This window comes from Mycolicibacterium setense (genome assembly GCF_000805385.1).
Lineage (GTDB): Bacteria > Actinomycetota > Actinomycetes > Mycobacteriales > Mycobacteriaceae > Mycobacterium > Mycobacterium setense.
In genome coordinates this window covers 1129882-1153416 of sequence record NZ_JTJW01000006.1, presented here as the reverse complement: position 1 = coordinate 1153416, position 23535 = coordinate 1129882, and the positions used below count along the sequence as shown (strand labels likewise).

Below are 23535 nucleotides of genomic sequence, written 5' to 3'. Positions count from 1 at the left end.
TTCAGACGACGGCCAGCGGCAGTGTGCCGGGCCGCACGGGAGACGGCAGATCCGACTCCCCCATCAGGTAGGCGTCCACCGCATGCGCCGCGCTGCGGCCCTCGGCGATCGCCCACACCACCAGGGACGCCCCGCGGTGCGCGTCTCCGCAGACGAACACGCCGGGGGCGTCGGTCTGCCAATCCGAACCACACGACACAGTCCCGCGCCGCGTCAGCTTCAGGTCCAAACCGTCGAGCAGGGCCATGTGTTCGACTCCCTCGAAACCGATCGCCAGCAGTGCCAGGTCACACGGAATCTGCAACGACTCGCCCACCGGCGTGATCTCGCGCCGGCCCTCTGCATCCCGGGTCACCCGGACCTCTGCGATCTCGATCGCCCGCACATGACCGTTGTCGTCGCCGATGAACCTCTGCACCGCCACCTCGAAACGGCGCGCACCACCTTCGGCGTGCGCCGGGGAGGTGCGCAGCACCAGCGGCCACGTGGGCCACGGCGACAGCTCGTCGTCGCGCGTCTCGGGCGGCTCGGTGTTGTAGTCGAGTTGGGTCACCGAGGCCGCACCCTGTCGGTGCGCGGTGCCCAGGCAGTCGGCGCCGGTGTCACCGCCCCCGATGATCACCACGTGCTTTCCCGCCGCCGAGATGGCTGCCGACGCGTCGCCCTCGCATTCCCTGTTGGCAGGCACCAGATGCTCCATCGCCAGGTGCACGCCATCGAGTTCACGCCCGGGCACCTCGTTGTCGCGGCCTCGCAGCGCACCGACCGCCAGGACGACTGCCTGATGACGGTCGCGCAACTGCTCGACGGTCAGGTCGACGCCGACCTCGCATTCGGTGACGAATCGGGTGCCCTCGGCCCGCATCTGGGCCAGGCGCTGGTTGAGCACCGACTTCTCGAGCTTGTATTCGGGGATGCCGTAGCGCAGCAGCCCGCCCACCCGGTCGTCGCGTTCATAGACCGTCACCTCGTGGCCAGCCCGCGTGAGTTGTTGTGCGGCAGCCAAACCCGCCGGTCCGGAACCGACGACGGCGACACTCTTGCCGGTGCGTATCGCGGCGGGCTGGGGCTCGACGGTGCCGTTCAACCAGGCGTGGTCGGCGATCGTCTGCTCGATCCGTTTGATCGTCACGCTGCCGCCGGTCTGCTCCTCGGAGATCGACAGAACGCACGCCGACTCACATGGCGCCGGGCACAACCGCCCGGTGAACTCCGGGAAGTTGTTGGTGGCGTGCAGGCGATCACTCGCCGCGTCCCAGCGGCCCCGCCGCACCAGGTCGTTCCATTCCGGGATCAGGTTGCCCAGCGGACAACCCGCCTTGCCCGAATGGCAGAACGGGATCCCGCAATCCATACATCGACGCGCCTGTTGCGACACCTCGCCGGCACGCTCGTTGGGATCCTCACGCTCGTACACCTCGCGCCAGTCCCCCACCCGTTCCTCGACCGGCCGCTTGGCCGCCTCAACCTTGGGTACACGAAGAAATCCGGTCGGATCAGCCACGGCTGGCCTCCATGATCGCGCTGTCCACATCACGTCCCTCGGCCTTGGCCATCCGGGTCGCCTGCAGTACACGCTGGTAGTCGGTGGGCATTACTTTGGTGAATTGGGCACTGCGCCTTGGCCAGTCAGCCAGGATCGAGCCGGCCAGCGTGCTGCCGGTGTGGCGGGCATGGTGGGCCACCACATCGTGCAGCCAGGCCAGGTCCTCGGCTTCCAGCCGCTGCAGTTGCACCATCTCGGTGTTGACCCGGGCCGGGTCCAGGCCGAGCACGAAGGCAACGCCGCCGGACATGCCCGCGGCCAGGTTACGGCCCGTCTTGCCCAGGATCACCACCCGACCGCCCGTCATGTACTCGCACGCGTGGTCACCCACGCCCTCGACGACGGCCAGTGCCCCGGAATTGCGGGCACAGAACCGTTCACCGACCCGGCCGCGCAGGAACACCTCACCCGAGGTGGCCCCGTAGAGAAGAGTGTTGCCCGCGATCACGTTGTCCTCGGGCAGGAACAGCACATCGTCCGGTGGCCGCACGATCACCCGGCCACCCGAAAGGCCCTTGCCCACATAGTCGTTGGCGTCACCGATCAGATCCAACGTGACGCCGGGTGGCAGGAACGCCCCGATCGACTGGCCGGCCGACCCGACCAGGGTGACGTGAATCGTGTCGTCGGGCAGGCCTGCTGCGCCGTAGCGCCTGGTGACCTCCGAACCCAGCAGGGTGCCCACCGTGCGGTTGACGTTGCGGACGGGCAGCTCCAGCCGCACCGGATGGGCATCTTCCAACGCCCCTTCGGCGAGTTGGATCAGAGTACGGTCGAGCGCCTGGTCGAGGCCGTGGTCCTGATCGCGCACCCGCCGACGCTGGCTCATGTTGCCGTGCGCATCGAGCGGAACGGCGAAGATCGGACTGAGGTCGAGCCCGCGGCTCTTCCAATGTGCCACACCGGCTTCGGTGTCGAGCACCTCCGCGTGGCCCACGGCCTCGTCGATGCTGCGGAATCCCAGTTGGGCGAGGTAGCGGCGGATGTCCTCGGCGATGAACGTGAAGAAGTTCTCCACGAACTCGGGCTTGCCGTTGAACCGGGCCCGCAACTCGGGGTTCTGCGTGGCCACCCCGACCGGGCAGGTATCCAGGTGGCAGACCCGCATCATGATGCACCCCGACACCACCAGCGGCGCGGTGGCGAAACCGAACTCCTCGGCACCGAGCAACGCAGCCACGATCACGTCGCGTGCGCTGCGCATGCCGCCATCGCACTGCACTGTGATCCGATCACGCAAACCGTTGAGCACCAACGTCTGCTGGGTGTCGGCCAGCCCGATCTCCCATGGCGCCCCGGCGTGCTTGAGCGAGGTCAACGGCGCCGCACCGGTACCGCCGTCGTAACCGGAGATCAACACCACGTCGGCATGCGCCTTCGACACCCCGGCCGCGACCGTGCCGACCCCCACGCTGCTGACCAGCTTCACGTGGATCCTGGCGTCGGCGTTGGCGTTCTTCAGATCGTGGATCAGCTGGGCAAGATCCTCGATCGAGTAGATGTCGTGGTGCGGGGGCGGTGAGATCAGCCCGACGCCAGGCGTGGAGTGCCGGGTCTTGGCGATGCTGGGATACACCTTGTACCCCGGAAGCTGCCCACCCTCACCGGGTTTGGCGCCTTGGGCCATCTTGATCTGGATGTCGGTGGCGTTCACCAGGTAGTCACTGGTGACACCGAAGCGCCCGGACGCCACCTGCTTGACCGCACTGCGCCGGCGCGGATCGTAGAGCCGGTCGACGTCCTCCCCGCCCTCGCCGCTGTTGGACCGCCCGCCGAGGTTGTTCATGGCGATGGCCATGGTCTCGTGGGCCTCTGCGGAGATCGAGCCGTAGCTCATGGCCCCGGTGTTGAACCGGGTGACGATCGACTCGACAGGCTCAACCTCATCCAGCGGTACCGGGGGCCGCAGCCCCTCCTTGAGCTCGAACAGGCCGCGCAGCGCCCCGCCTTCCCGTGACAGCCGATCGACCTCCTCGGAGTACCTGGCGAAGATGTCGCGGCGTCCCGTACGCGTCGCATGCTGCAACAGGAAGACCACTTCCGGGGTGAACAGGTGCAGCTCCCCCTCCCGGCGGAACGCGTACTCACCGCCGACCTCGAGCCGCCGGTGGACCCGCTCGGTCGGATTCTCCGGGTAGGCACGCCGGTGACGGAGCTTGACCTCCTCGGCCAGCACATCCAGCCCGACGCCGCCGAGCTGGCTGGTGGTGCCGGTGAAGTACTGGTCGACGACGTCGTGGCTGAGGCCGATCGCCTCGAAAACCTGTGCGGCCGTGTAGGAGGCCACCGTGGAGATGCCCATCTTGCTCATCACCTTCACGACACCCTTGCCCAGCGCTTTCACGTAATTGCGCACGGCGGCACTGGTTTCGATACCGGTGAGCTCACCCTCGCGGATCAGGTCCTCGATCGACTCGAAGGCCAGATACGGGTTGACCGCGGCGGCACCGTAGCCGATGAGCATGGCGATGTGGTGGACCTCGCGGGCGTCACCGCTCTCCACCACGAGGGCCACCTTGGTGCGCTCCTTGGTGCGGACCAGGTGGTGGTGCACCGCCGACACCGCCAGCAGCGAAGGGATCGGGGCGCGCGTGTGATCGGAATCGCGATCGGAGATCACCAGGGTGCGAGCGCCTTTGGCAATCGCCTCGGTGGCCCGCAACTGCAGGTCATCGAGCGCCTCGGCCAACCCTTCACCACCACGTTCGACGTCGTAGAGAGCACGCAGCACGGTGGTCCGCAGGCCGGGATGCTCGCCATCGTCATTGATGTGGACGATCTTGCTCAGCTCATCGTTGTCGAGAACCGGTGCACGCAGAACTATTTGGCGACACGAGGCTGCCGAGGGTTCCAGCAGATTCTCCTCGGGCCCCATCACGCGGGCCATCGAGGTGACCACCTCTTCCCGGATGGCGTCCAGTGGCGGGTTGGTGACTTGGGCGAACAGCTCGACGAAGTAGTCGTAGAGCAACCGTGATCTCTTGGAGAGCACCGCGACGGGCGTATCGGTCCCCATGGACCCGAGCGGCTCACCACCCGATGCCGCCATGGGCGTCAACAGAATCCGCAATTCCTCTTCGGTGTAACCGAAGGCGATCTGCCGACGAACCACCGAATCGTGATTCGGCTGGATGCGGGACCGCTCGGGCAACGTGCCGAGATCCAGCAGGCCGGCATGCAGCCACTCCCCGTACGGTTCTGCCGCCGCCAACTGCTCCTTGATCTCGTCGTCGGGCACGATCCGCCCAGCGGCGGTGTCGACCAGGAACATCTTGCCGGGCTGCAGCCGTCCCTTGGCGACGATCTCACCCGACGGCACGTCGAGCACGCCGCTTTCGCTGGCCAGGATGACCCGGTCGTCGACCGTGCGCCACCAGCGGCCCGGCCGTAACCCGTTGCGGTCCAACACCGCGCCGACTACTGCGCCGTCGGTGAAGGTGACGCAGGCCGGTCCGTCCCACGGTTCCATCAGCGATGCGTGGAACTTCCAGAATGCACGCTCCGCCGAATCCATGGTGGTGGCGTTCTCCCACGCCTCCGGAATCATCATCAGCACCGCGTGCGGCAGGCTGCGTCCGCCCAGATGCAAGAGCTCGAGCACCTCGTCGAAGGACGCCGAGTCAGAGGCGTCAGGGGTGCAGATGGGTGACAGCCGGCTCAGGTCACCGGGTATCCGGGCGCTGGCCAGCAGTGCCTCGCGTGCGTGCATGCGGTTGCGATTGCCCCGCACGGTGTTGATCTCACCGTTGTGCGCGACGAACCGGAACGGATGTGCCAGTGGCCACGACGGAAACGTATTGGTGGAGAAGCGACTGTGCACGATCGCGATCGCACTCATGCAACGCTCGTCACGCAGATCCGGAAAGTACTGCGGCAGCTGCATTGTCGTCAACATGCCCTTGTAGACGATGGTCCGGCTGGACAGCGACGCGAAATAGACCGCCTCGACACCGGTCGCCTGCTCGGCCCGCTTGCGCAGCGGGTACACCTTACGGTCGAGCTCGATACCGCCCGCCCGGACGCCGTCGGACTCGGGAGCCGCGATGAACAGCTGAGCCATGTGAGGCATGCAGCCCAGCGCGGTCAGCCCGATACCGGCCCCATCCGGGTCGACGGGCACCGCGCGCCAGCCCAGCACCTCGAGACCTTCTTCGGCGGCCAGCGCCTCGATGCGAGCGCGAGCGGCACTGCGCGCGTCCTCATCCTGCGGCAGGAAACAGATACCGGCGGCGAAGGTGTTGCTGCCGTCGGCGGCGGGGCCCGGCAGTGCGAAGTCGACCACCTCCCGCAGCAGCTCGACAGGCAGTTGCAGCAGGATGCCGGCGCCGTCACCGCTGTTGGGTTCGGCCCCGGCAGCGCCGCGATGTTCCAAATGTTCGAGCGCGGTCAAACCGTCGCTGACGATGCCGTGGGAACGACGGCCCTGAATATCGGTGATCATGGCCACGCCGCAGGAATCGGCCTCATTGGCAGGGTCATAGAGCCCCTGCGCATCTGGCAATGCCGAGAACAGCACTTGATCGCACCTCCGCAAGTCCGGAACATCCTGGTCCCGGGACTGCACCGGCCCGAATTTTCAGTGTATCAGCGCAGGTGGGCTACTACTGAGCGGTTAACGTCGGGACCAGCGGGAACCCCGGCAGGTTCCGCACCACCGTCCAGACCACCACAGACACCGCGATGATCACCACCGCCGGCAGCGGGAACAGCGCCTTGCCCAGCCGCCACCGCACCAACAGCCACACGGCCAAGGCGGGCAGCCCCACCAGGGCGAAGACATTGTCGACGACAGCTGCGCCCACGTCACCGTGCAGCAGGTCGTGGGTCATCCGCAGGCCGCCGCATGCCGGGCAGTTCCACCCGGTCAGGGCTTTGAACGGACACCCCGGGAACAAGAAACCGGGACGATGCGGATCGGCCACACCGATGTACGCGAGTGCGCCGGCCCCGAGCGCGCCCCCGGCGAGCAGCGAATATCGCTGCGTCTTCGTGCGGGTGGGACCGCTAGGTTCCATCGCGCAGCGGCCGCCCGTACGGGTCGCGGACCTTGTCGGTAAGGATCAACACAGCATCGATGACGCCCCAGATCACCGCGCCGATGGCGCAGGTCAACACGCCAACGATCAGCTGGATGACGCCGAGTTTCGTATCGCCGATGTAGATGCGTCCGATACCGACGAGGCCGAACAGGCCGACCAACTGCAGCAGACCAGCGATCACCTTGGACTTGTCGGAGAACGGCTCACCGGTGATCGGATGGCGGCCGTACGGCGCGCTCGGATCCCCGTACGGCGACGGATACGACGGGTAACCGGGCGGTGGCGGCGGGTAACCCGCAGGCGGCGGAAAGCCGGCCTGCGGCGGACCACTGGACGGGTCTGGGTACTGCGACGGATCCGTCATACAGCCAGGATGCCAGAGCGCAGCCTGTTAGCGGTTACGCCGCAACCAGCGCCGCACCCGGCCGCCCTGTTTGGTCGGCTCCGACTGGGCGACAGCAGCGGGTGATTCGTCGACTTTGGCTTGGCCTGCCGCCGACTCGTCGTCCGGCGCCGACTCGTCGGCTTCGTCGTCAGTGTCGGCATCGTCAGGTTCGTCCGAGGCGTCGACATCCGATTCCGCCGCTTCTTCGGTCTCCGTCTCGGACTCGGCTTCAACCTCATCAGCGTCGGACTCGTCAGCCACGGCTTCGGCTTCGGCTTCGGCTTCGGCTTCGGCTTCGGCTTCGGCTTCGGCTTCGGCTTCGGCTTCGGAACGATCCTCGTCTACGTCAGCCTCAGCCTCGTCGGTCTCGTCGGCGTCGATCGGCTCCTCGACAGCGACCTCTTCGGGCGAATCCTCTGCGGCCTCGGTCGTTTCGTCGTCGGTGTCGACCGACGCGACCGGCTCCGCCGCATCATCACCGGCGTCGTCCTCGTCCTCGGCATCGGTCGGGCTCTCAGGCTGTTCTACGGCCTCTTCTTCAGTGGCCTCGGCCTCGGCTTCCGCCGCCTCTGGCTCAGGCTCGTCGCCGGGTTCGTCAACGGCGATTTCGGCGGCAGAGTCCGCAGACTCAGCTTCCGGCCCGGCGGTCGCCGACTCGGGCTCCTCAGTCGCTACGTCGGCTTCGGGTTCGGCTTCCGGGTCGGCCTCGACGTCCTCGTCTACCGGGGCGTTACCCTCATCGGGCTCGCCATCGGCGTCGGTGGGCTCCTCGTCGGGTTCCTCGGCAGCTTCGGTCCCCGCCACGATCTCTTCGGCCTCGGACTCCTCTTCGGCAGCACCCTCCGCCACTTCCAACTCGGTGTCCTCGCCAGCCTCGACGTCTTCGTCTACCAGGGCGCCAGCCTCATCCGGCTCGTCGGCAGATTCGGCATCCTCGCCATCGGCCTCGGCGGGCTCCTCGTCGGACTCCTCGGCAGCCTCGGTCCCCGCCACGATCTCTTCGGCCTCGGACTCGTCTTCGGCAGCAGCCTCCGCCGCTTGCAGCTCGGTGTCCTCATCGGCTTCGACGGCTTCGTCTACGGAGGCCTCAACCTCATCGGGCTCGCCATCCTCAGCATCCTCGGCATCGGCGACGGTGGACACCTCGTCGGCCTCCGCTTCCGCGGCAGCCTCCCCCTCTTCCAGCTCGGTGTCCTCGTCAGCTTCGACGTCCGTCTCATCCTCGAGGTCTTCGGCCTCGTCGGCCTCGTCTTCAGCCTCGGTGGCGATCGCTTTCAGTTCGATCGCCGCGGCGGCTTCGGCTCCGTCGTCCTCGCCGGCGCCGACCTCATCCGGATGCATGTGGTCGGCATCCTCGTCATCGTCCTGTCCGGCCACCGCTGCGGCCGCAACGACGCCGGTCGTCGCCGCAGCCCCGACCAGCTCCTTGCCGACCTCGTCGAGAGCCGACTCATCCTCGTCTTCACGGGTTTTGCCGACCAAGGTCGCCGGGTCTTCTCGGCCCTTGGTAGCCAGCATGATGTAGACGACGGCGCCGATGAACACGAACGTTGACGTGAAGGTGTTGACGCGGATACCGGCGAATTCAGTAGCCGGGTCGCTGCGCATCAATTCGATGAGGAACCGGCCCGCACAGTAGCCGGCCACGTAGAGCGCGAACAGTCGGCCATGGCCGAGTTTGAACTTACGGTCCGCCCAGATCAACAGCGCGAAAACCAGTAGGTTCCACAGCAACTCGTAAAGGAAGGTGGGATGCACCACCCGCAGCACCTCGCCGGTGGATACTCCGTTGAGATCGTCGGGGAGCCCGGCTGCGTTCAGGCGTTTGTAGATCTCCAGGCCCCACGGCAGCGTGGTGTCTCCGCCGTACAGTTCTTGATTGAAATAGTTACCGAGTCGGCCGATCGCCTGCGCCAGAATGATTCCGGGTGCGATCGCGTCGCCGAACGCCGGTAGCGGTATCCCGTGCGCACGGCACCCGATCCAGGCTCCGACGCCACCGAGTGCGACGGCGCCCCAGATTCCGAGGCCGCCCTGCCAGACCTGGAAGGCGGCACCGAGCCCTTTGCCGGACGGTCCGAAGTAGGTGGGCCAGTCCGTCATCACGTGGTACAGCCGCCCGCCGACGAGGCCGAAAGGCACTGCCCACAAGGCGATGTCATAGATGACGCCGGCTTGCCCGCCCCGCGCCTGCCACCGCCGGTCGCCGATCACCAACGCCGCGATGATGCCCACGATGATGCAGAGCGCGTACGCGCGGATCGGCACCGGCCCCAGATGCCAGACGCCCTGTGACGGGCTGGGCAAATACGCGAGCACGGTAGTGGTCAAGCTGAAATCCTCTGCCTAACGCCGTTGGCCAGTTCTTCGGTGAGGCGGCGGACCGCGTCCAGTCCCTCGCCCAGGGCCGACACCAGGGCCGACCCGACGATGACGCCGTCGGCGTAGGCGCCGATCTCGGCCGCCTGCTCTCCCGAGCGGACACCCAACCCGACTCCGACGGGGATGTCGGATACTTCCTTGACGCGGCGCACCAACTCCGGCGCCGCGTTCGAGACGACATCACGCGCCCCGGTGACGCCCATGGTGGATGCGGCGTAGACGAAGCCTCGCGACGCGGTCACCGTCGCCGCGAGGCGCTCCGGCGTCGAGGACGGGGCGACCAGAAAGATCCGGTCCAGATTGTGTTCCTCGGAGGCGGCGATCCACTCGTCGGCTTCCTCGGGAATCAGGTCCGGGGTGATCAGACCGTAGCCGCCTGCTGAGGCCAGATCACGCGCGAACGTGTCAACACCCTTGCGCAGCACCGGGTTCCAGTAGGTCATCACGACCGCGCGGCCGCCGGCATTGCTGATCGCCTCGACCGCAGCCAAGGTGTCGCGCACCCGGACGCCGCCGGCCAGCGCCGCCTCGGCGGCGGCCGCGATCGTCGGGCCGTCCATGCCGGGATCCGAATACGGAACCCCGACTTCCACCAGATCGCAACCGGATTGGACCATCGCCGTCATCGCCGCAATGGACGTCTGCACATCGGGGAACCCGGTGGGCAGGTAGCCGATCAGCGCGGCGCGGCCCTCCGCACGGCAGCCGTCGAACAACTCCGCCAGCCGGCTCATCCCGCGCTCCCCTCATCGAGCAGTCCGAACCACTTGGCCGCCGTCTCGACGTCCTTGTCGCCGCGCCCGGACAAGTTGACCACGATGATGGATCCGCTGCCCAGTTCCGCGCCGAGCTTCAGCGCACCGGCCACCGCGTGCGCCGACTCGATCGCCGGAATGATGCCTTCGCGACGGCACAGCAGCGAGAAAGCGTCCATCGCCTCGGTATCGGTGACCGGGCGGTACTCGGCACGGCCGATGTCTTTCAGGTAGGCGTGCTCAGGGCCGACTCCCGGATAATCCAAACCGGCCGAGATGGAATGCGATTCGATCGTCTGACCGTCCTCGTCCTGCAACAGGTAGGAGAACGATCCCTGAAACGCACCGGGCGAGCCACCTGCGAATGTCGCAGCGTGCCGGCCCGTCTCGACGCCGTCGCCGGCCGCCTCGAAGCCGACCAACCGCACCGCCGGATCATCGATGAAGGCATGGAACACACCGATGGCGTTCGACCCGCCACCGACACACGCGGTGATCGCGTCGGGTAGCCGACCGGCCTGATCGAGGATCTGCGCCCTGGCCTCCATCCCGATGACGCGCTGGAAATCACGCACCATCAGCGGGAACGGATGTGGACCGGCTGCCGTCCCGAAGCAGTAGTAGGTGTCGTCGGCGTTCGTGACCCAGTCCCGGAACGCCTCGTTGATCGCATCCTTGAGGGTTTTGGATCCGGCCTCGACCGAGACGACGGTGGCTCCGAGCAACCGCATCCGCGCGACGTTGAGGGCTTGACGGGCGGTATCCACCGCGCCCATGTAGATAATGCATTCCAGTCCGAGCAGCGCGCACGCGGTGGCGGTGGCCACCCCGTGCTGACCGGCGCCGGTCTCGGCGATGACACGGGTCTTACCCATCTGCCGTGCCAGCAGCGCTTGCCCCAGAACGTTGTTGATCTTGTGAGAACCGGTGTGGTTCAGGTCTTCTCGCTTGAGAAACAGGCGTGCGCCGCCGGCGAACTCGGACAACCGGCTCGCCTCGTACAGCGGCGACGGCCGGCCGCTGTAGTGGCGCTGCAACCGGTCGAGTTCGTCGAGGAAGGCTTGATCACCACGAGCCTTCTCATACGCCGCGGTGACCTCTTCGATCACCGCCATCAGCGCCTCGGGCACCAACCGGCCCCCGTAAGAACCGAAATGCCCACGAGCGTCCGGGTCGTGAACGGTGGGTTCGGCGACGCCTGCGCTGGTACGGGGCAATTCAGGCCCCGCGAGATCCGCCATCAAAGTGTCTTTTCGTGCGAGCGGCTCATTGCCTGGTTCAGCGAGCCGGTTTCGGGCAGGACGGGTGTGTTCCGGCGGTGACCAGATCGGCGACCGCCGTGCGGGGATCCCCGCTGGTCACCAGGCCCTCACCGACCAGCACGGCATCGGCACCCGCGCCGGCGTACGCCAGCAGGTCAGCGGTTCCGCGAACTCCGGACTCCGCCACGCGGATGACATTGCTGGGCAGCCCCGGCGCGATCCGCGCGAAGCAGTCGCGGTCGACTTCCAGCGTCTTGAGGTCGCGGGCGTTGACACCTATCACCTTGGCCCCGGCCTGCAGCGCCCGGTCGGCCTCTTCTTCGGTGTGCACCTCGACAAGTGCCGTCATCCCGAGGGATTCGGTGCGCTCCAGCAGCGATTCCAGCACCGGCTGCTCGAGCGCGGCGACGATCAACAGCAACAGGTCGGCACCATGGGCCCGAGCCTCGTGAATCTGGTACGGCTTGATGACAAAGTCTTTGCGCAACACCGGGATTGACACCGCTGCTCGCACCGCGTCGAGGTCGGCGAGTGAGCCGTTGAACCTACGCTCCTCGGTGAGAACGCTGATGATCCGCGCGCCGCCGGACTCGTAAGCCTGCGCCAGCTGAGCCGGATCGGCGATGTTGGCCAACTCGCCCCGGGACGGGCTCGCGCGCTTCACCTCGGCGATCACGGCAATTCCCGGTTCCCGCAACGCAGCCATCACGTCGAGCGGCGGAGGTGCATCCTGGGCCCGCGCCTTGATATCAGCCAAGCTGATAACGGCCTCGCGGGCGGCAACGTCGGCGCGGACTCCCTCGATAATGGAGTCGAGCACTGTGGCCGAACTCATCGCCCGTCGGTTCCTTTCTGGTGCCTCCGGGCCGGTCCCGGTTGCCCTCCCTCGAAGGGTAGCCGTCGCCACACCTTCACCATCCACCGGCCCTTATTGTCTCCGATCGCCGCCGTCACCGGTCGGATCCTGCCCTTCGTCCAGCGCGTCCCAGAGCATTCGCTCCGATATCGGCTCACCATCGTCGTCGCTCTTGACCGCTTCCCGCCGGGCGGCCGGCGCTGCGTAGCGGCCCGCAACGGCACGCTTGGCACCGTTGGCCGAGCGCATCAGCATCACGGCACCGGCCAGCGCACACACCGCGGCGATCAGCGTCAGTACCGCGCCGCCGTAGGAACGACTGGTCGCGGTCAACTGCGCCAGAGGCACAACTGCCAGCTCAGCGGCCCGCACCGCGACATCCTTGATCACCCACAGGCTGACCCCCAGGTAGCCCATGCCCGCACTGGCCACGGCGATCAGTAGGGCCAGCAACCGCAATGCCCAGCCGTGGACCGCCAGTGCCGCCACCGCAGCGGCCAGCACCAGCAACGCCAGTGGGATCAATGCTGTCGACCAGGAGGCGCCGTTCAACGCCGTGGTCTTGGGTTTCCCCAGCCCGTCGAACGAGCTCACCTCCACCCAGGTCATCCGCGACGCGATCCACAACATCACGGCTGCGACCACGAACAGTGCCTGCGCCGCGCGCGTCACGGCTCGGCCAATGTGTCGGCGGCGGCGATGGCGTTGAGGACGGCTTTGGCCTTGTTCGCCGATTCGTTGTACTCGTAAGGCCCGTTGGAATCGGCCACGACTCCCCCGCCGGCCTGCACATAGGCCGTACCGTCACGCATCAGCGCGGTTCGGATGGCGATGGCGAAGTCGGCGTTGCCCGCGAAGTCCAGGTAGCCCAGGACCCCGCCGTAGAGACCCCGCCGGGTCTTCTCGACCTCTTCGATCAACTCCATCGCCCGAACCTTCGGCGCCCCCGACAGGGTGCCGGCCGGGAAGCACGCCGTCACCGCATCCAGCGCGGTCTTACCCTCGGCCAGCTCGCCGGTCACGGTGGACACGAGATGCATGACGTGGCTGTACCGCTCGATGTGGCTGTAGTCCTCGACCCGCACCGTTCCCGGGCGGCACACCCGGCCCAGATCGTTGCGCCCCAGATCGACCAGCATCAGGTGCTCGGCGCGTTCCTTCTCGTCGGCCAGCAGTTCCTTTTCCAGCAGCACATCTTCTTCCTCGGTACCGCCGCGCCAGCGGGTTCCGGCGATCGGGTGGGTGGTGGCCCGCCCATCCTTCACCGTCACCAGCGCCTCGGGGCTTGACCCGACGACCGAGAAGTCCAGGCCCCCATCGGCATTGGGCACATTGAGCAGGTACATGTACGGGCTCGGGTTGGTCACCCGCAGCATCCGGTAGACATCGATCGGGTCGGCAGCGGTGTCCATCTCGAACCGCTGCGACGGCACCACCTGGAACGCTTCGCCGGCCTCGATGTCGCCGACCAGTTTCTCCACGATCGCGGTGTACTCCGCCACCGTGCGCTGCGCGCGATGCTCGGGCACCGGCCGGCTGAACGTGGCGACCGTGGAAGGCAGCGGCTGACCGAGGGCAGCGGTCATCACGTCCAGGCGCGCCACCGCATCGTCGTAGGCCTCGTCGACACGCTCGTCGGTACCGTTCCAGTTCACCGCGTTGGCGATCAGGGTGATGGTGCCCTCGTGGTGGTCGACGGCGGCGATGTCGGTGGCCAGCAGCAGCACCATGTCCGGCAGACCGAGATCGTCGACCGCCAGTTCCGGAAGCCGCTCCAACCTGCGCACCATGTCGTAGGCGAAGTAGCCCACCAGCCCCGACGACAGGGGCGGCAGATCCGGCACCGCCTCGGTCTGCAGCACATCCAGGGTGGCCCGCAGCGCCGCCAGCGGCTCACCGCCGCTCGGCGCGTCCTTGGGCGCTGTGCCCAGCCACACCGCTTCGTTGTCGTGGACCGTCAGCGCAGACGGCGCACCGGCACCGATGAACGACCACCGCGACCACGAGCGACCGTTCTCGGCCGATTCCAGCAGGAATGTGCCCGGACGGTTGGCGGCGAGCTTGCGGTACGCCGACAGCGGCGTCTCACTGTCGGCCAGGACCTTGCGGGTCACCGGCACCACGCGGTGTTCGGCGGCCAATGCCCGGAAATCCTCGCGCGATGTGGTCAGGGCAAGCGATGAGCCGGCGCCCGACGAGCCCGACGCACGGGTGGCTGTGGTTTGCACGGGAACAATCCTCCCAGATCTAGGCCCCGGCCCTGGCATGCAGACGGCGTAGCCTGGGCAGCCATGACACAGATCAGGACGGGTGACTCCGTTCCCGACTTCGAACTGCCGGATCAGTCCGGCACGATTCGCAGCCTGACGAGCCTGCTCGCCGACGGCCCGGTGGTGCTGTTCTTCTATCCGGCGGCGATGACTCCCGGCTGCACCAAGGAAGCCTGTCACTTCCGCGACCTGGCCGCGGAGTTCGCCGCTGCCGGCGCGAACCGGGTCGGTATCAGTACCGACCCGGTCGCCAAACAGGCCAAGTTCGCCGACATCCAGAATTTCGACTACCCGCTGCTGTCGGACGCCGACGGCAAGGTGGCCGCCCAGTTCGGGGTGAAACGTGGCCTGCTCGGCAAGCTCATGCCCGTCAAGCGGACCACGTTCGTCATCGACACCGACCGCACCGTCCTCGGCGTGATCTCCAGCGAGATCAGCATGGACACCCATGCCGACAAGGCGCTGGAGTTGCTCAAGGCGCGTTGACCGCCCGCAGCACCGCCGCCATCGATGCCGCCAGCACCGAATCGCTGCGGCCACACGCCCAGCCGATGCGTCCGGCTGCCCGGTACTCCAGGTAACTGACGGCGGTGCTGCCGATCGACTGCTGGGTCAGACTCAGCACCTCGATCCGATGACCGAGTTCTGCCAGTGCGGCCGTCAGGGCATCGACCGGACCGATCCCACGGTGCGTGCTGGCGCTGGTGCGCCCGTCGGCGACCAGGGTGAGTTCGGTGACCGCGGAGGCACCGTCACCGCCGGTGTGCCAGTCCTTGAGCTGCACCGGGCCCGACGGATCAATGTAGGTCGCCTCGAACAGGTCGAAGAGGTCGGCAGCGGTGACCTCGGCACCGCTTTCGTCGGTGTGGTCCTGGACGTGGCGGGCGAAGTCGATCTGCAGCCGACGCGGTAACTCCAGGCCGTATTCTCCTGCCAGCAGATACGCGATACCGCCCTTGCCGGATTGCGAGTTCACCCGGATCACCGCATCGTAGGTGCGGCCGATGTCGGCGGGGTCGATGGGCAGATACGGCACCCGCCAATCGATTTCGCTTTCGGGTTGGCCGGTGGCGGCCGCCCTGGCGCGATGTTCGGCGAAGCCCTTCTTGATCGCGTCCTGATGCGTTCCGGAGAACGCCGTGTGCACCATGTCCCCGACATACGGATGACGTTCGTGGATCGGCATGCGGGTGCAGTGGCTGACCGTCCGGGCGATCTCGTCGATGTCCGAGAAGTCGATCATCGGATCCACGCCCTGGGCATGCAGATTCAGCGCCAGAGTGGCGATGTCGACGTTGCCCGTACGTTCACCGTTGCCGAACACGCAGCCCTCCACGCGCTGCGCCCCGGCCAGCACCGCCAGTTCGGCACACGCGATGCCGGTGCCCCGGTCGTTGTGCGGATGAACCGACAGGATGACGCTGTCGCGACGAGATACGTTGCGGTGCATGTATTCGATCTGATCGGCATACACGTTCGGGGTGGCGACTTCGACCGTGGCAGGCAGGTTCAGGATGACCGGGCGATCGGGCGTGGCCTGCCACCGCTGCGTGACCGCGTCGCACAGCTCCAGCACGTAGTCGGGCTCAGTGAGGTTGAACACCTCCGGGGAGAATTCGAATCGCACATTCGGCATGCCCTCGGTGCATTCGAGAACGTCCTGCGCGCCGGCCAGGATGAGGTCCCGCAATTCGGTGCGGGATTTCCCCAGCACGACGTCGCGCCAGGTGGGTGCGGTGGCGGTGTACATGTGGATGACGACGTCGTTGCCGATGCCGCGAACCGAGTCCACGGTCCGTTCGATCAGATCGCGGCGCGCCGGGACGAACACCACGATGGTGACGTCTGGCGGCGCGATGTCGGATTCTGCCAGTAGCCGGACGAAGTCGAAGTCGGTCTGGGACGCCGACGGATAACCGACCTCGATCTCCTTGTAGCCCATGGCGACGAGCAGCTCGAAGAAGCGGCGTTTGCGGGCCGGGTCCATCGGTTCGGCCAGCGCTTGGTTGCCGTCACGCAGATCGACCGGCACCCATAGCGGCGCGGCGGTGATACGGGCGTCGGGCCAATTACGTTGCACCAGAGGAACTTCGACTCGGTCATAGACTGCGGCGTAACGGTGCGACGGCATCTGGGACTGCCGCTGGCGGTTCCAGCTCGGTGCCTGCGCCGGGATGTCCCCGGCCGGGCTGTTGATCGTGGGAAATGTCAGGTTGGTCATGGGAGCGCCTTCGGTCGGCTGAAAATTCGACCGGCGCGACACAGCCCCACGGCAGGGGGCCGGTCGATTCAGGCCCCGCCGCGGCGGCTAAGGAGCAGGACGCGCGTCATGATGGCTAGACTATACACAACTCCTCAGACAAGTAGACAGGTTGCGATGACGTCCCAAGTTCAGCGTCACCCGCTGGCGGCCCAGACGGCCCAGCTCCTCCTGACGCGCATCCGCCAGGGCGAATGGCCGCTGGGCCATCGCCTTCCCGGTGAGACCACCCTGGCCGCCCAGCTCGGCGTGGGCCGCTCCACCCTGCGCGAAGCGATCCGCGAACTGTCCGGCAAGGGCGTGCTGGAGAGCCGACAGGGCGCCGGGGTGTTCGTAACCGCGCTCGACGCCGCCGAAGATTGGGACACCGTCCTGCGCCGCGCCACGATCGTGTCGGTGATCGAGGCGCGCATCGCGATCGAGGCCGAGGCCGCCGCGCTGGCGGCCACCCGGCGCACGCCCGCCGATCTACGCGCGATCCGCCGCACCCTGGTTGCCCGCGGGGTGCTCGGCCAGTCGGTACCCGACCATGTCGACGCGGACATGGCGTTTCACCGCACCGTGATTGCCGCAGCCCACAACGAGGTGTTGCTCCAGTTGTTCGACGCGTTCCTGCCCCGGCTGCGGCTGGCCATGATCGACATGCTCAAGATCCGGCCGATCGCCTCCGAGCCCTGCGACCACGACCTGCACCAGCAACTGGCCGACGCCATCATCGCCCGTGACCCCGCGGCCGCCGCAGCCGCCAGCAGAACCCATTTGAGCTCATTGAAGGAGTCTTTCGCATGACCCCGGTCCTCGACATCGCCGATGTGACCTTCCGCCGTGACGGCAAGCAGATCATCGACGGCATCTCCCTGACCGTGCAGTCCGGTGAGCACTGGGCCCTGCTGGGACCCAACGGTGCCGGAAAGAGCACACTGCTGGGTTTCTGTGCGGCCGTGACGTTTCCGACGACAGGGACCGTGCACGTGCTCGGCGGCCAGATGGGCCGTACCGATCTCGCGGTGCTGCGTCGCTCCATCGGCCACGTGAATCCCCGCCACCGCCTGCAGTATCCGCTCACCGTGCGCGAGGTGGTGCTCACCGGCATCACGGCCACCATCGACATCGCCGCGCATTGGACGCCCACGGCCGAGCAGGCGCGCCGGGCCGAGGAACTGATCGACACCGTCGGGCTGTCGGCCCGTATCGACGCGATCTGGCCGACGTTGTCACAGGGCGAACGCGGCCGCACCCTGATCGCCCGGGCGTTGATCGCCGATCCTCAGCTGCTGCTGCTGGACGAACCCACCACCGGCCTCGACGTTGCGGCCCGCGAACAGCTGCTGGAAACCCTTGACACACTAGATGACTCACATCCCGACATGGCCTCGATCCTGGTCACCCACCACCTCGAGGAACTGCCGACGAGCACCACGCATGCCCTGCTGATCGCTGAGGGACGGACGGTCGCCAGCGGGCCGGCCCACGACGTGGTCAACACCGAGCACGTCAGCGAGGCCTTCGCGCACCCCGTGGAGGTCGGGTTCCAGGACGGCAGGTGGAGCGCACGGGCCAAGGCCAGCTCGCGGGTGTTGTAGCTACTGCTCAGGCCTCGACCGGCGTGTTGCGACGCCGACGCGCCTCACGGTGCCGGGTCACCGGCGTGGTGTCGATGACCCGCGACACCATGGTCGCCAGGAACCGCGACGGCTGCAGCTGGGGCGGCACGGTGTCATGCCGGATCGCGATGTCGGGCAGCGCCGCCAAAGCCTCGTCGACGGCGGCCGTGGCCACATCCACGATCTCGAACAACGTGTCCGGCTCGGCCTTTTCGATGCTGTCGACTTCCTCGTCCGGAGTTTCGGCGTTGTCCGAGTCGTAGTCGATCATCACCAGCGCCACGGCATGGTAAGCGTCGTCTTCAGTCCCGAGCTTGCCGAGCAGGTCGATCAGCCACTCGGCCTTGTCCGGTTCAGTGCTCAAAATTGTCGAGCGCAGGCCGTACACGAACCCCAGGGCCGACAACGGGTGGCGCAGCCGCAGATTCTTGGCGTCGCCGTAGCTTTCCTCGACCCGGTTGGCGGCGTTTTTGCCGAAGCTCGAGTCCATCCGTTTGGTGCTGATCAGCAATTCCGGGCCGGTGTCCCAGTCCGACATCACCACGTCGACCTGCTTCATGTAGTGCTTGCCCAGCACGCTGGCGCTGGAGCCGGCAACGCCTTTCATCGAGCGCTGCAGCCGTTGCTCGATCAGATGGCGTTCCTTCTGCGGCAGCGCCTCGAGCAGATTGGCGATGGCACTGGGCATGATGCGCGGATCGGTGGGCCGCGGCCACACCGCATCCGGATCGAACCCCGCGCGCCGCAGCTCGTAGGCCAGCCACACATCGAGAGCCAACGCCGGAACCCCGGTCGTGGACGGCGCGTTGAGGAACAACGGCACACCGAGCAGCTTGCGCAGAACCCGGAAATCGGGAACGAAGCTCAGCTCGCCGGCCACCCGCACCCACGGGTTGGTGTGCACACCCGCCGGCGCGGCGTCGGCCACGATCCGGTCGAAAATGGCCCACGCGGTGGCTTTGGTCGACGGTTCAGCGGGCACGCCGAGACCTTACCGTCCGGCGTGTCGCCAATGAATCGCGCGCCGTCCGAACAGGTTCCAGGTCGACGCGGCCCGCCAGCCCCAACGCGTCGTCGACGAGGTGGGTCGCCTCGAGGAGGTTGCCGCGCTCCAACAACATTGCGACGCGGCGGCGCACCGCCCGCAACTCGTGGGCGCGAGCGGATACCAGCTCGGGCGAGGGCACCAGCCAGCGGTCCGCCTCGCGCGGTTCGATCTTGAGGATGCCGCCGCCGTAGGAGCGCCCGACGATCTCGGCATGCAACACCGTCACCGAGTTCAGCGCGGCCAACCCCAACAGGTCGCGGCCCAGCTTCCGCACGCCCTCGCGCAGGTACACGCCATGCACTGAGTTGAGGTGATGGGCCTTGGCCCGGTTGATGATCAGCCGGGGGGTGTCGGCGTTCATACACGTGAGCAGCAGGTCAGCCGGGATCACCAGCGGCACCAGGTACCAGGGCCGGCGTACCCGGCACTTGTAGGCCAGGTGGACCCCGGCGGCATGACCGGCATCGATATAACGCTGTGCGGCGGCTGACGGGGGCCCCGTCGGACGGAAGAGGTGAGTCGAACGGCCCTCTTCCCCCAGCCTGGCCAACTGCTCCGGGGTGAGTGTCAGGCCACGCAGGTGGGCGCTGCCCGGCGGCGACAACGGCAGCAGATCGGTGGGCCGCAGGCCGAGTTCACGGACGCGTTCCGGGGACAGCGCGAAGAAACTGTTGTTGCCGGTCACCATTCCCAAGGTGGTGTCACCCCAGGTCTCCAGCGTGGAGTAGTACCCGTCGGTGTGCAGGCCATGGAGCGCGTCGACCGGCGCGTTGCCGATCAGGCCGCTCACCCATTTGTCGGAGGGATCACGGGGTGACCAACTGCGCTGTGCGAGTTCAGATCTCAGTGAATCCGCGTTGCGGGCCCGATGGATGACGGCGTGGTCGCACGGTCCGCCCCCATAGCCGTCGGCCAGCAGCAGCACCACATCGGCTTCGGCCTCGGGGAACACTTGCTCGTCGAACATCACCAACTCGACGCTGGTGAACCGGTCGAACAAGAACTTCCGCACCGCCGCGGCGTAGTTGACACTGAGCAACTCGGCGGGCAACACCAGCGCCAGCCGGCCGCCCGGCTTGAGGAACAACGCCGAGTGCACCGTGAATGCCGCCCAGCTCGACGCCAGCCCCGACAACGTGACCCCGGCCTTGAGCGCTGCCCGGCGCGACTGGGCCCGGGTGGCCCCGCGGAAATCCTGATAACGGATGTAGGGCGGGTTGCCGATCACCGCGGTGTATTCGGCACGCGGTTCGATCGCGAAGAAATCCGCCGTTCTGATCCTCGCCCGTCCCCCGGCTTCGGTGACGCGGCGGCGTGCGGTGGTAGCACTGGACGGATGAATCTCGATGCCGTCCAGTGCGGGTTGGTCGACACCGAGCGCGCGCAACCTACGGGTGGCGGCCACCATGAAGGCCGCATCACCTGCCGAGGGCTCCAGGATCCGTTCATCGGCCGAGCGCACGGCCCATTGGGCCAGGTAATCGGTGATCTGGGATGGCGTGAAGAACGCCCCGCGCGCTTTGCGGGCGGTGGCGGACTCGGTCACCCCGCTATTGTGCGGTACTGCACCGACAAACCGATGTCCGCAACGCCCGCTCAGAGTTTGAAGTGGGTGTAGACGACCCGGTGCCCGAGAAATCCGCTGACCTCGGCGATGAACTCGGGCGCCAGGGGATTCCAATTCCAGACCTCCATGGTCAGGAGGCCGAAGCCCCAGGTCGGCTCCCAATCCCACCCGTTGAGGTCGTTGGCGGCACCACAAGACGCGCACGGCATCGCACCGACGCCACCATCGGCCCACTCACCGATGGCGGTGAACGCCGCTTGCCACTTCTGATCATTCGGAGACAGCAACTCCCGGTCCCCGCAGCGCCGACAGGTCAGGACCTCCGGCTCGTAGCTGTACGACACGACTCGGCCGACGCTGATTGCAGCCCCGTTCGTCCAGAGCGCCGGTGCCGGTTCGGTACCGCCGATGGCACGGCCATAGTTCGGTCCGGGCGGATGACCAAGCGGCGTCCCGAGCACGCAGTCAGTTTGCTCGGCACTGATGATCCCGGTGTCGATGAGCCAGCGGGTCAGGCGGGCACCCAGCGCCGGTGCGTCCGCGGCGGACACCTCGGCATCAACCAATGACTGCGACCAATCTCCCATCGCTCCACGGTAATACCGCGTCAGTCAGTCCACGGGCGGCAAAAGCACGTCCGCGTCGAAGCAGGTGTGCGCGCCGGTGTGGCACGCGGCGCCGGTCTGGTCGACTTCCAGCAACACGGTGTCACCGTCGCAGTCCAAGCGGACCGAGTGCACGTACTGCGTGTGCCCGGACGTCAGTCCCTTGACCCACTGCTCGCCGCGCGACCGCGAAAAGTATGTAGCCTCACGGGTTTCCAGGGTGCGGGCCAGCGCATCGTCATCCATCCAGGCGACCATCAGCACCTGACCGGTCCCCCGCTCCTGCGCCACGGCGCAGAACAATCCGTCGGCATTGCGCTTCAGCCGTGCAGCGATCTTCGGATCGAGACTCACCTCACCACAATCCCCTCCGCCGCCATCGCCGCCTTCACCTGGCCGATGGTCAGCTCCCGGAAATGGAACACGCTCGCGGCCAGCACCGCGTCCGCGCCGGCCTGCACGGCGGGCGCGAAATCGGCCACCGCACCGGCGCCACCGCTGGCGATCACCGGGACACCCACGGCCGCACGCACCGCGCGCAGCATCGGCAGGTCGAACCCCGCCTTGGTGCCGTCGCGGTCCATCGAGTTCAGCAGGATCTCGCCGACCCCCAGTTCGGCGCCCCGCGCGGCCCACTCGATCGCGTCGATTCCGGTGCCGCGGCGCCCACCGTGGGTGGTCACCTCCCACCCCGAAGGGGTCGGTTGCTCACCGGCCGGCACGGTGCGGGCGTCGACGCTGAGCACGATGCACTGGGAACCGAACTGGCGGGCCATCTCGGCCAGGAGTTCAGGCCGCGCGATGGCTGCGGTGTTGACCGACACCTTGTCGGCACCGGCGCGCAGCAGCACGTCGACGTCATCGACCGAGCGCACCCCGCCACCGACGGTCAGGGGGATGAACACCTGCTCAGCGGTGCGCTTGACCACCTCGAGCATGGTGGCCCGGCCCGACGAGGACGCGGTCACGTCGAGGAAGGTCAGCTCGTCGGCGCCCTCGGCGTCGTAGGCGGCGGCGAGTTCGACGGGATCGCCTGCGTCGCGCAGGTTCTCGAAGTTGACCCCCTTGACCACCCGGCCGGCGTCGACGTCGAGGCACGGGATGATCCGCGTTGCGACATCACTGATGGTGCTCACAGGTAGTCCTCCGGATTGCCAGCGGATTTCACGATCTCCAGCATGCGCTCATGCACACCGGGCGCGGCGGCCAACGCCGACTTCGACTCGGCCGTCCACGGATCGCCGGCCAGGTCTGTCACGATCCCACCGGCGGCCCGAACCAGCGCCACACCGGCGGCATGATCCCAGATGTGGTGTCCGAAACTGATGGCCCCGCCCAGGATCCCGGCCGCGACGTAGGCCAGATCGACCCCGGTGGCGCCGTGCATGCGTACGCGCGAGCACACCCGGCTGAGGTTGGACAGCACCTCGACCCGGTACCGGCCGGGGAATCGGCCGCGGGAGTCGATGTTGAAGGTCTGGATCCCGATGATCGAATCGGTCAGAGTCGGCGATCCGAGGGCCGGCAGCTCGGTGCCGTTGTCCCGCACCGGACCTCCGGCCAGTGCCGAATATCGCTGCCCGGTGAACGGCAGCCAGGTCAAGCCGGCGACCGGCTCGCCATCGGCCAGCAGGCCCAGCAGAATTGCCGCCATCGGCGACCCGGCTGCGTAGTTGAAGGTGCCGTCGATCGGGTCGAGCACCCACACCAGCGGTGAATCGATGGGCTCACCGCCGAATTCTTCGCCGTGCACCCCGATCCCGGTGGCCTCGGTCAGCGCCCGCACCACCTGCCGTTCGATCGCCAGATCGACCTCGGTGGCAAAGTCGTTGCCCTGCTTGCTCACCGCGGAATCGGCACGGTGTCCGGCGATGAACGGCACCGACGCGGCGTCGAGGATCTCGGTCGCCGCATCGACCAGCGCGGCCAGCTTCGACGGGTCCAGGGCAGTCACCC

20 protein-coding genes are annotated in these 23535 nt (G+C 67.3%); 3 read left to right on the top strand and 17 right to left on the bottom strand.

Annotated features, from left to right (window positions below):
- Position 1 precedes the first annotated feature (1 nt).
- The 10 genes from QQ25_RS16220 to QQ25_RS16175 all read right to left on the bottom strand — a co-directional run bounded on the left by QQ25_RS16220 (position 2) and on the right by QQ25_RS16175 (position 14453).
- Positions 2-1504: a glutamate synthase subunit beta gene (locus tag QQ25_RS16220; protein ID WP_039319993.1), complete on the bottom strand. Its 1503-nt coding sequence runs from the start codon at positions 1502-1504 to the stop codon at positions 2-4.
- Positions 1497-6062 (bottom strand): glutamate synthase large subunit, encoded by a 4566-nt coding sequence (gltB, locus tag QQ25_RS16215; protein WP_039379570.1) that lies wholly within the window; start codon positions 6060-6062, stop codon positions 1497-1499. The genes QQ25_RS16220 and gltB overlap by 8 nt, the downstream gene beginning before the upstream one ends.
- An 85-nt stretch (positions 6063-6147) precedes the next feature.
- Positions 6148-6561: a DUF2752 domain-containing protein gene (locus QQ25_RS16210; protein ID WP_039379569.1), complete on the bottom strand. Its 414-nt coding sequence runs from the start codon at positions 6559-6561 to the stop codon at positions 6148-6150.
- Positions 6551-6949 (bottom strand): TM2 domain-containing protein, encoded by a 399-nt coding sequence (locus QQ25_RS16205; protein WP_039319985.1) that lies wholly within the window; start codon positions 6947-6949, stop codon positions 6551-6553. Before QQ25_RS16205 ends, QQ25_RS16210 begins: the two co-directional genes overlap by 11 nt.
- 27 nt (positions 6950-6976) lie before the next feature.
- Positions 6977-9301, bottom strand: coding sequence for a prolipoprotein diacylglyceryl transferase (gene lgt, locus QQ25_RS16200; protein ID WP_039379567.1), 2325 nt, complete (start codon positions 9299-9301; stop codon positions 6977-6979).
- Positions 9298-10086 carry a tryptophan synthase subunit alpha gene (trpA, locus tag QQ25_RS16195; RefSeq protein ID WP_039319981.1) on the bottom strand — a complete coding sequence of 263 codons (789 nt, stop codon included), beginning with the start codon at positions 10084-10086 and terminating at the stop codon, positions 9298-9300. The genes lgt and trpA overlap by 4 nt, the downstream gene beginning before the upstream one ends.
- Positions 10083-11348 (bottom strand): tryptophan synthase subunit beta, encoded by a 1266-nt coding sequence (gene trpB / locus QQ25_RS16190; protein ID WP_039319980.1) that lies wholly within the window; start codon positions 11346-11348, stop codon positions 10083-10085. The genes trpA and trpB overlap by 4 nt, the downstream gene beginning before the upstream one ends.
- Positions 11349-11385: 37 nt before the next feature.
- Positions 11386-12204 (bottom strand): indole-3-glycerol phosphate synthase TrpC, encoded by an 819-nt coding sequence (gene trpC, locus QQ25_RS16185; RefSeq protein WP_039319978.1) that lies wholly within the window; start codon positions 12202-12204, stop codon positions 11386-11388.
- A 93-nt stretch (positions 12205-12297) separates the two neighbouring features.
- Complete coding sequence (locus QQ25_RS16180; protein ID WP_039379566.1) at positions 12298-12897, bottom strand: TIGR02234 family membrane protein; 600 nt, start codon at positions 12895-12897, stop codon at positions 12298-12300.
- Entirely contained in the window at positions 12894-14453 is a 1560-nt protein-coding gene (locus QQ25_RS16175; protein WP_052235843.1) for an anthranilate synthase component I, read from the bottom strand. Before QQ25_RS16175 ends, QQ25_RS16180 begins: the two co-directional genes overlap by 4 nt.
- Positions 14454-14516: 63 nt before the next feature.
- On the opposite strand from QQ25_RS16175, the gene QQ25_RS16170 reads away from it, so the two are divergent.
- Positions 14517-14981, top strand: a complete 465-nt coding sequence (locus tag QQ25_RS16170; protein WP_039319973.1) for a peroxiredoxin — start codon at positions 14517-14519, stop codon at positions 14979-14981.
- Here QQ25_RS16170 and QQ25_RS16165 read toward each other — a convergent pair.
- Positions 14968-16716 carry a 2-isopropylmalate synthase gene (locus tag QQ25_RS16165; RefSeq protein ID WP_039380046.1) on the bottom strand — a complete coding sequence of 583 codons (1749 nt, stop codon included), beginning with the start codon at positions 16714-16716 and terminating at the stop codon, positions 14968-14970. The two genes, QQ25_RS16170 and QQ25_RS16165, sit on opposite strands and share 14 nt — an antisense overlap.
- A 156-nt stretch (positions 16717-16872) precedes the next feature.
- Between QQ25_RS16165 and QQ25_RS16160 the strand changes: the two genes are divergently transcribed.
- Together QQ25_RS16160 and QQ25_RS16155 are read left to right on the top strand one after the other, a co-directional pair.
- The gene (locus QQ25_RS16160; RefSeq protein WP_039319971.1) at positions 16873-17544 is read left to right on the top strand and encodes a FadR/GntR family transcriptional regulator; all 672 of its coding nucleotides are present in this window, start codon (positions 16873-16875) and stop codon (positions 17542-17544) included.
- A complete protein-coding gene (locus QQ25_RS16155; protein WP_039379565.1) occupies positions 17541-18338 on the top strand; it encodes an ABC transporter ATP-binding protein in 798 nt (265 codons plus the stop codon). The genes QQ25_RS16160 and QQ25_RS16155 overlap by 4 nt, the downstream gene beginning before the upstream one ends.
- Before the next feature lie 7 nt (positions 18339-18345).
- On the opposite strand, the gene QQ25_RS16150 is transcribed toward QQ25_RS16155, so the two are convergent.
- The 6 genes from QQ25_RS16150 to QQ25_RS16125 are packed head-to-tail and all read right to left on the bottom strand — an operon-like array spanning position 18346 to position 23533.
- Entirely contained in the window at positions 18346-19341 is a 996-nt protein-coding gene (locus QQ25_RS16150; RefSeq protein ID WP_039319967.1) for a hypothetical protein, read from the bottom strand.
- Complete coding sequence (locus QQ25_RS16145) at positions 19331-20953, bottom strand: N-6 DNA methylase (RefSeq protein WP_201774233.1); 1623 nt, start codon at positions 20951-20953, stop codon at positions 19331-19333. The genes QQ25_RS16150 and QQ25_RS16145 overlap by 11 nt, the downstream gene beginning before the upstream one ends.
- A 50-nt stretch (positions 20954-21003) precedes the next feature.
- Entirely contained in the window at positions 21004-21561 is a 558-nt protein-coding gene (locus QQ25_RS29755; RefSeq protein ID WP_052235842.1) for a hypothetical protein, read from the bottom strand.
- 24 nt (positions 21562-21585) lie between these two features.
- Positions 21586-21933 (bottom strand): phosphoribosyl-AMP cyclohydrolase, encoded by a 348-nt coding sequence (hisI, locus tag QQ25_RS16135; protein ID WP_039379563.1) that lies wholly within the window; start codon positions 21931-21933, stop codon positions 21586-21588.
- Positions 21930-22715, bottom strand: coding sequence for an imidazole glycerol phosphate synthase subunit HisF (gene hisF, locus QQ25_RS16130; RefSeq protein WP_039379561.1), 786 nt, complete (start codon positions 22713-22715; stop codon positions 21930-21932). The genes hisI and hisF overlap by 4 nt, the downstream gene beginning before the upstream one ends.
- Entirely contained in the window at positions 22712-23533 is an 822-nt protein-coding gene (locus QQ25_RS16125) for an inositol monophosphatase family protein (protein ID WP_234711916.1), read from the bottom strand. The genes hisF and QQ25_RS16125 overlap by 4 nt, the downstream gene beginning before the upstream one ends.
- Positions 23534-23535 lie beyond the last annotated feature (2 nt).

Coding starts and splice junctions, on each gene's coding strand:
- QQ25_RS16210 (WP_039379569.1), bottom strand. CDS start 6,561: ATGGAACCTAGCGGTCCCACCCGCACGAAGACGCAGCGATATTCGCTG.
- QQ25_RS16205 (WP_039319985.1), bottom strand. CDS start 6,949: ATGACGGATCCGTCGCAGTACCCAGACCCGTCCAGTGGTCCGCCGCAG.
- trpA (WP_039319981.1), bottom strand. CDS start 10,086: ATGAGCCGGCTGGCGGAGTTGTTCGACGGCTGCCGTGCGGAGGGCCGC.
- trpB (WP_039319980.1), bottom strand. CDS start 11,348: ATGGCGGATCTCGCGGGGCCTGAATTGCCCCGTACCAGCGCAGGCGTC.
- trpC (WP_039319978.1), bottom strand. CDS start 12,204: ATGAGTTCGGCCACAGTGCTCGACTCCATTATCGAGGGAGTCCGCGCC.
- QQ25_RS16170 (WP_039319973.1), top strand. CDS start 14,517: ATGACACAGATCAGGACGGGTGACTCCGTTCCCGACTTCGAACTGCCG.
- QQ25_RS16165 (WP_039380046.1), bottom strand. CDS start 16,716: ATGACCAACCTGACATTTCCCACGATCAACAGCCCGGCCGGGGACATC.
- QQ25_RS16160 (WP_039319971.1), top strand. CDS start 16,873: ATGACGTCCCAAGTTCAGCGTCACCCGCTGGCGGCCCAGACGGCCCAG.
- QQ25_RS16155 (WP_039379565.1), top strand. CDS start 17,541: ATGACCCCGGTCCTCGACATCGCCGATGTGACCTTCCGCCGTGACGGC.
- QQ25_RS29755 (WP_052235842.1), bottom strand. CDS start 21,561: ATGGGAGATTGGTCGCAGTCATTGGTTGATGCCGAGGTGTCCGCCGCG.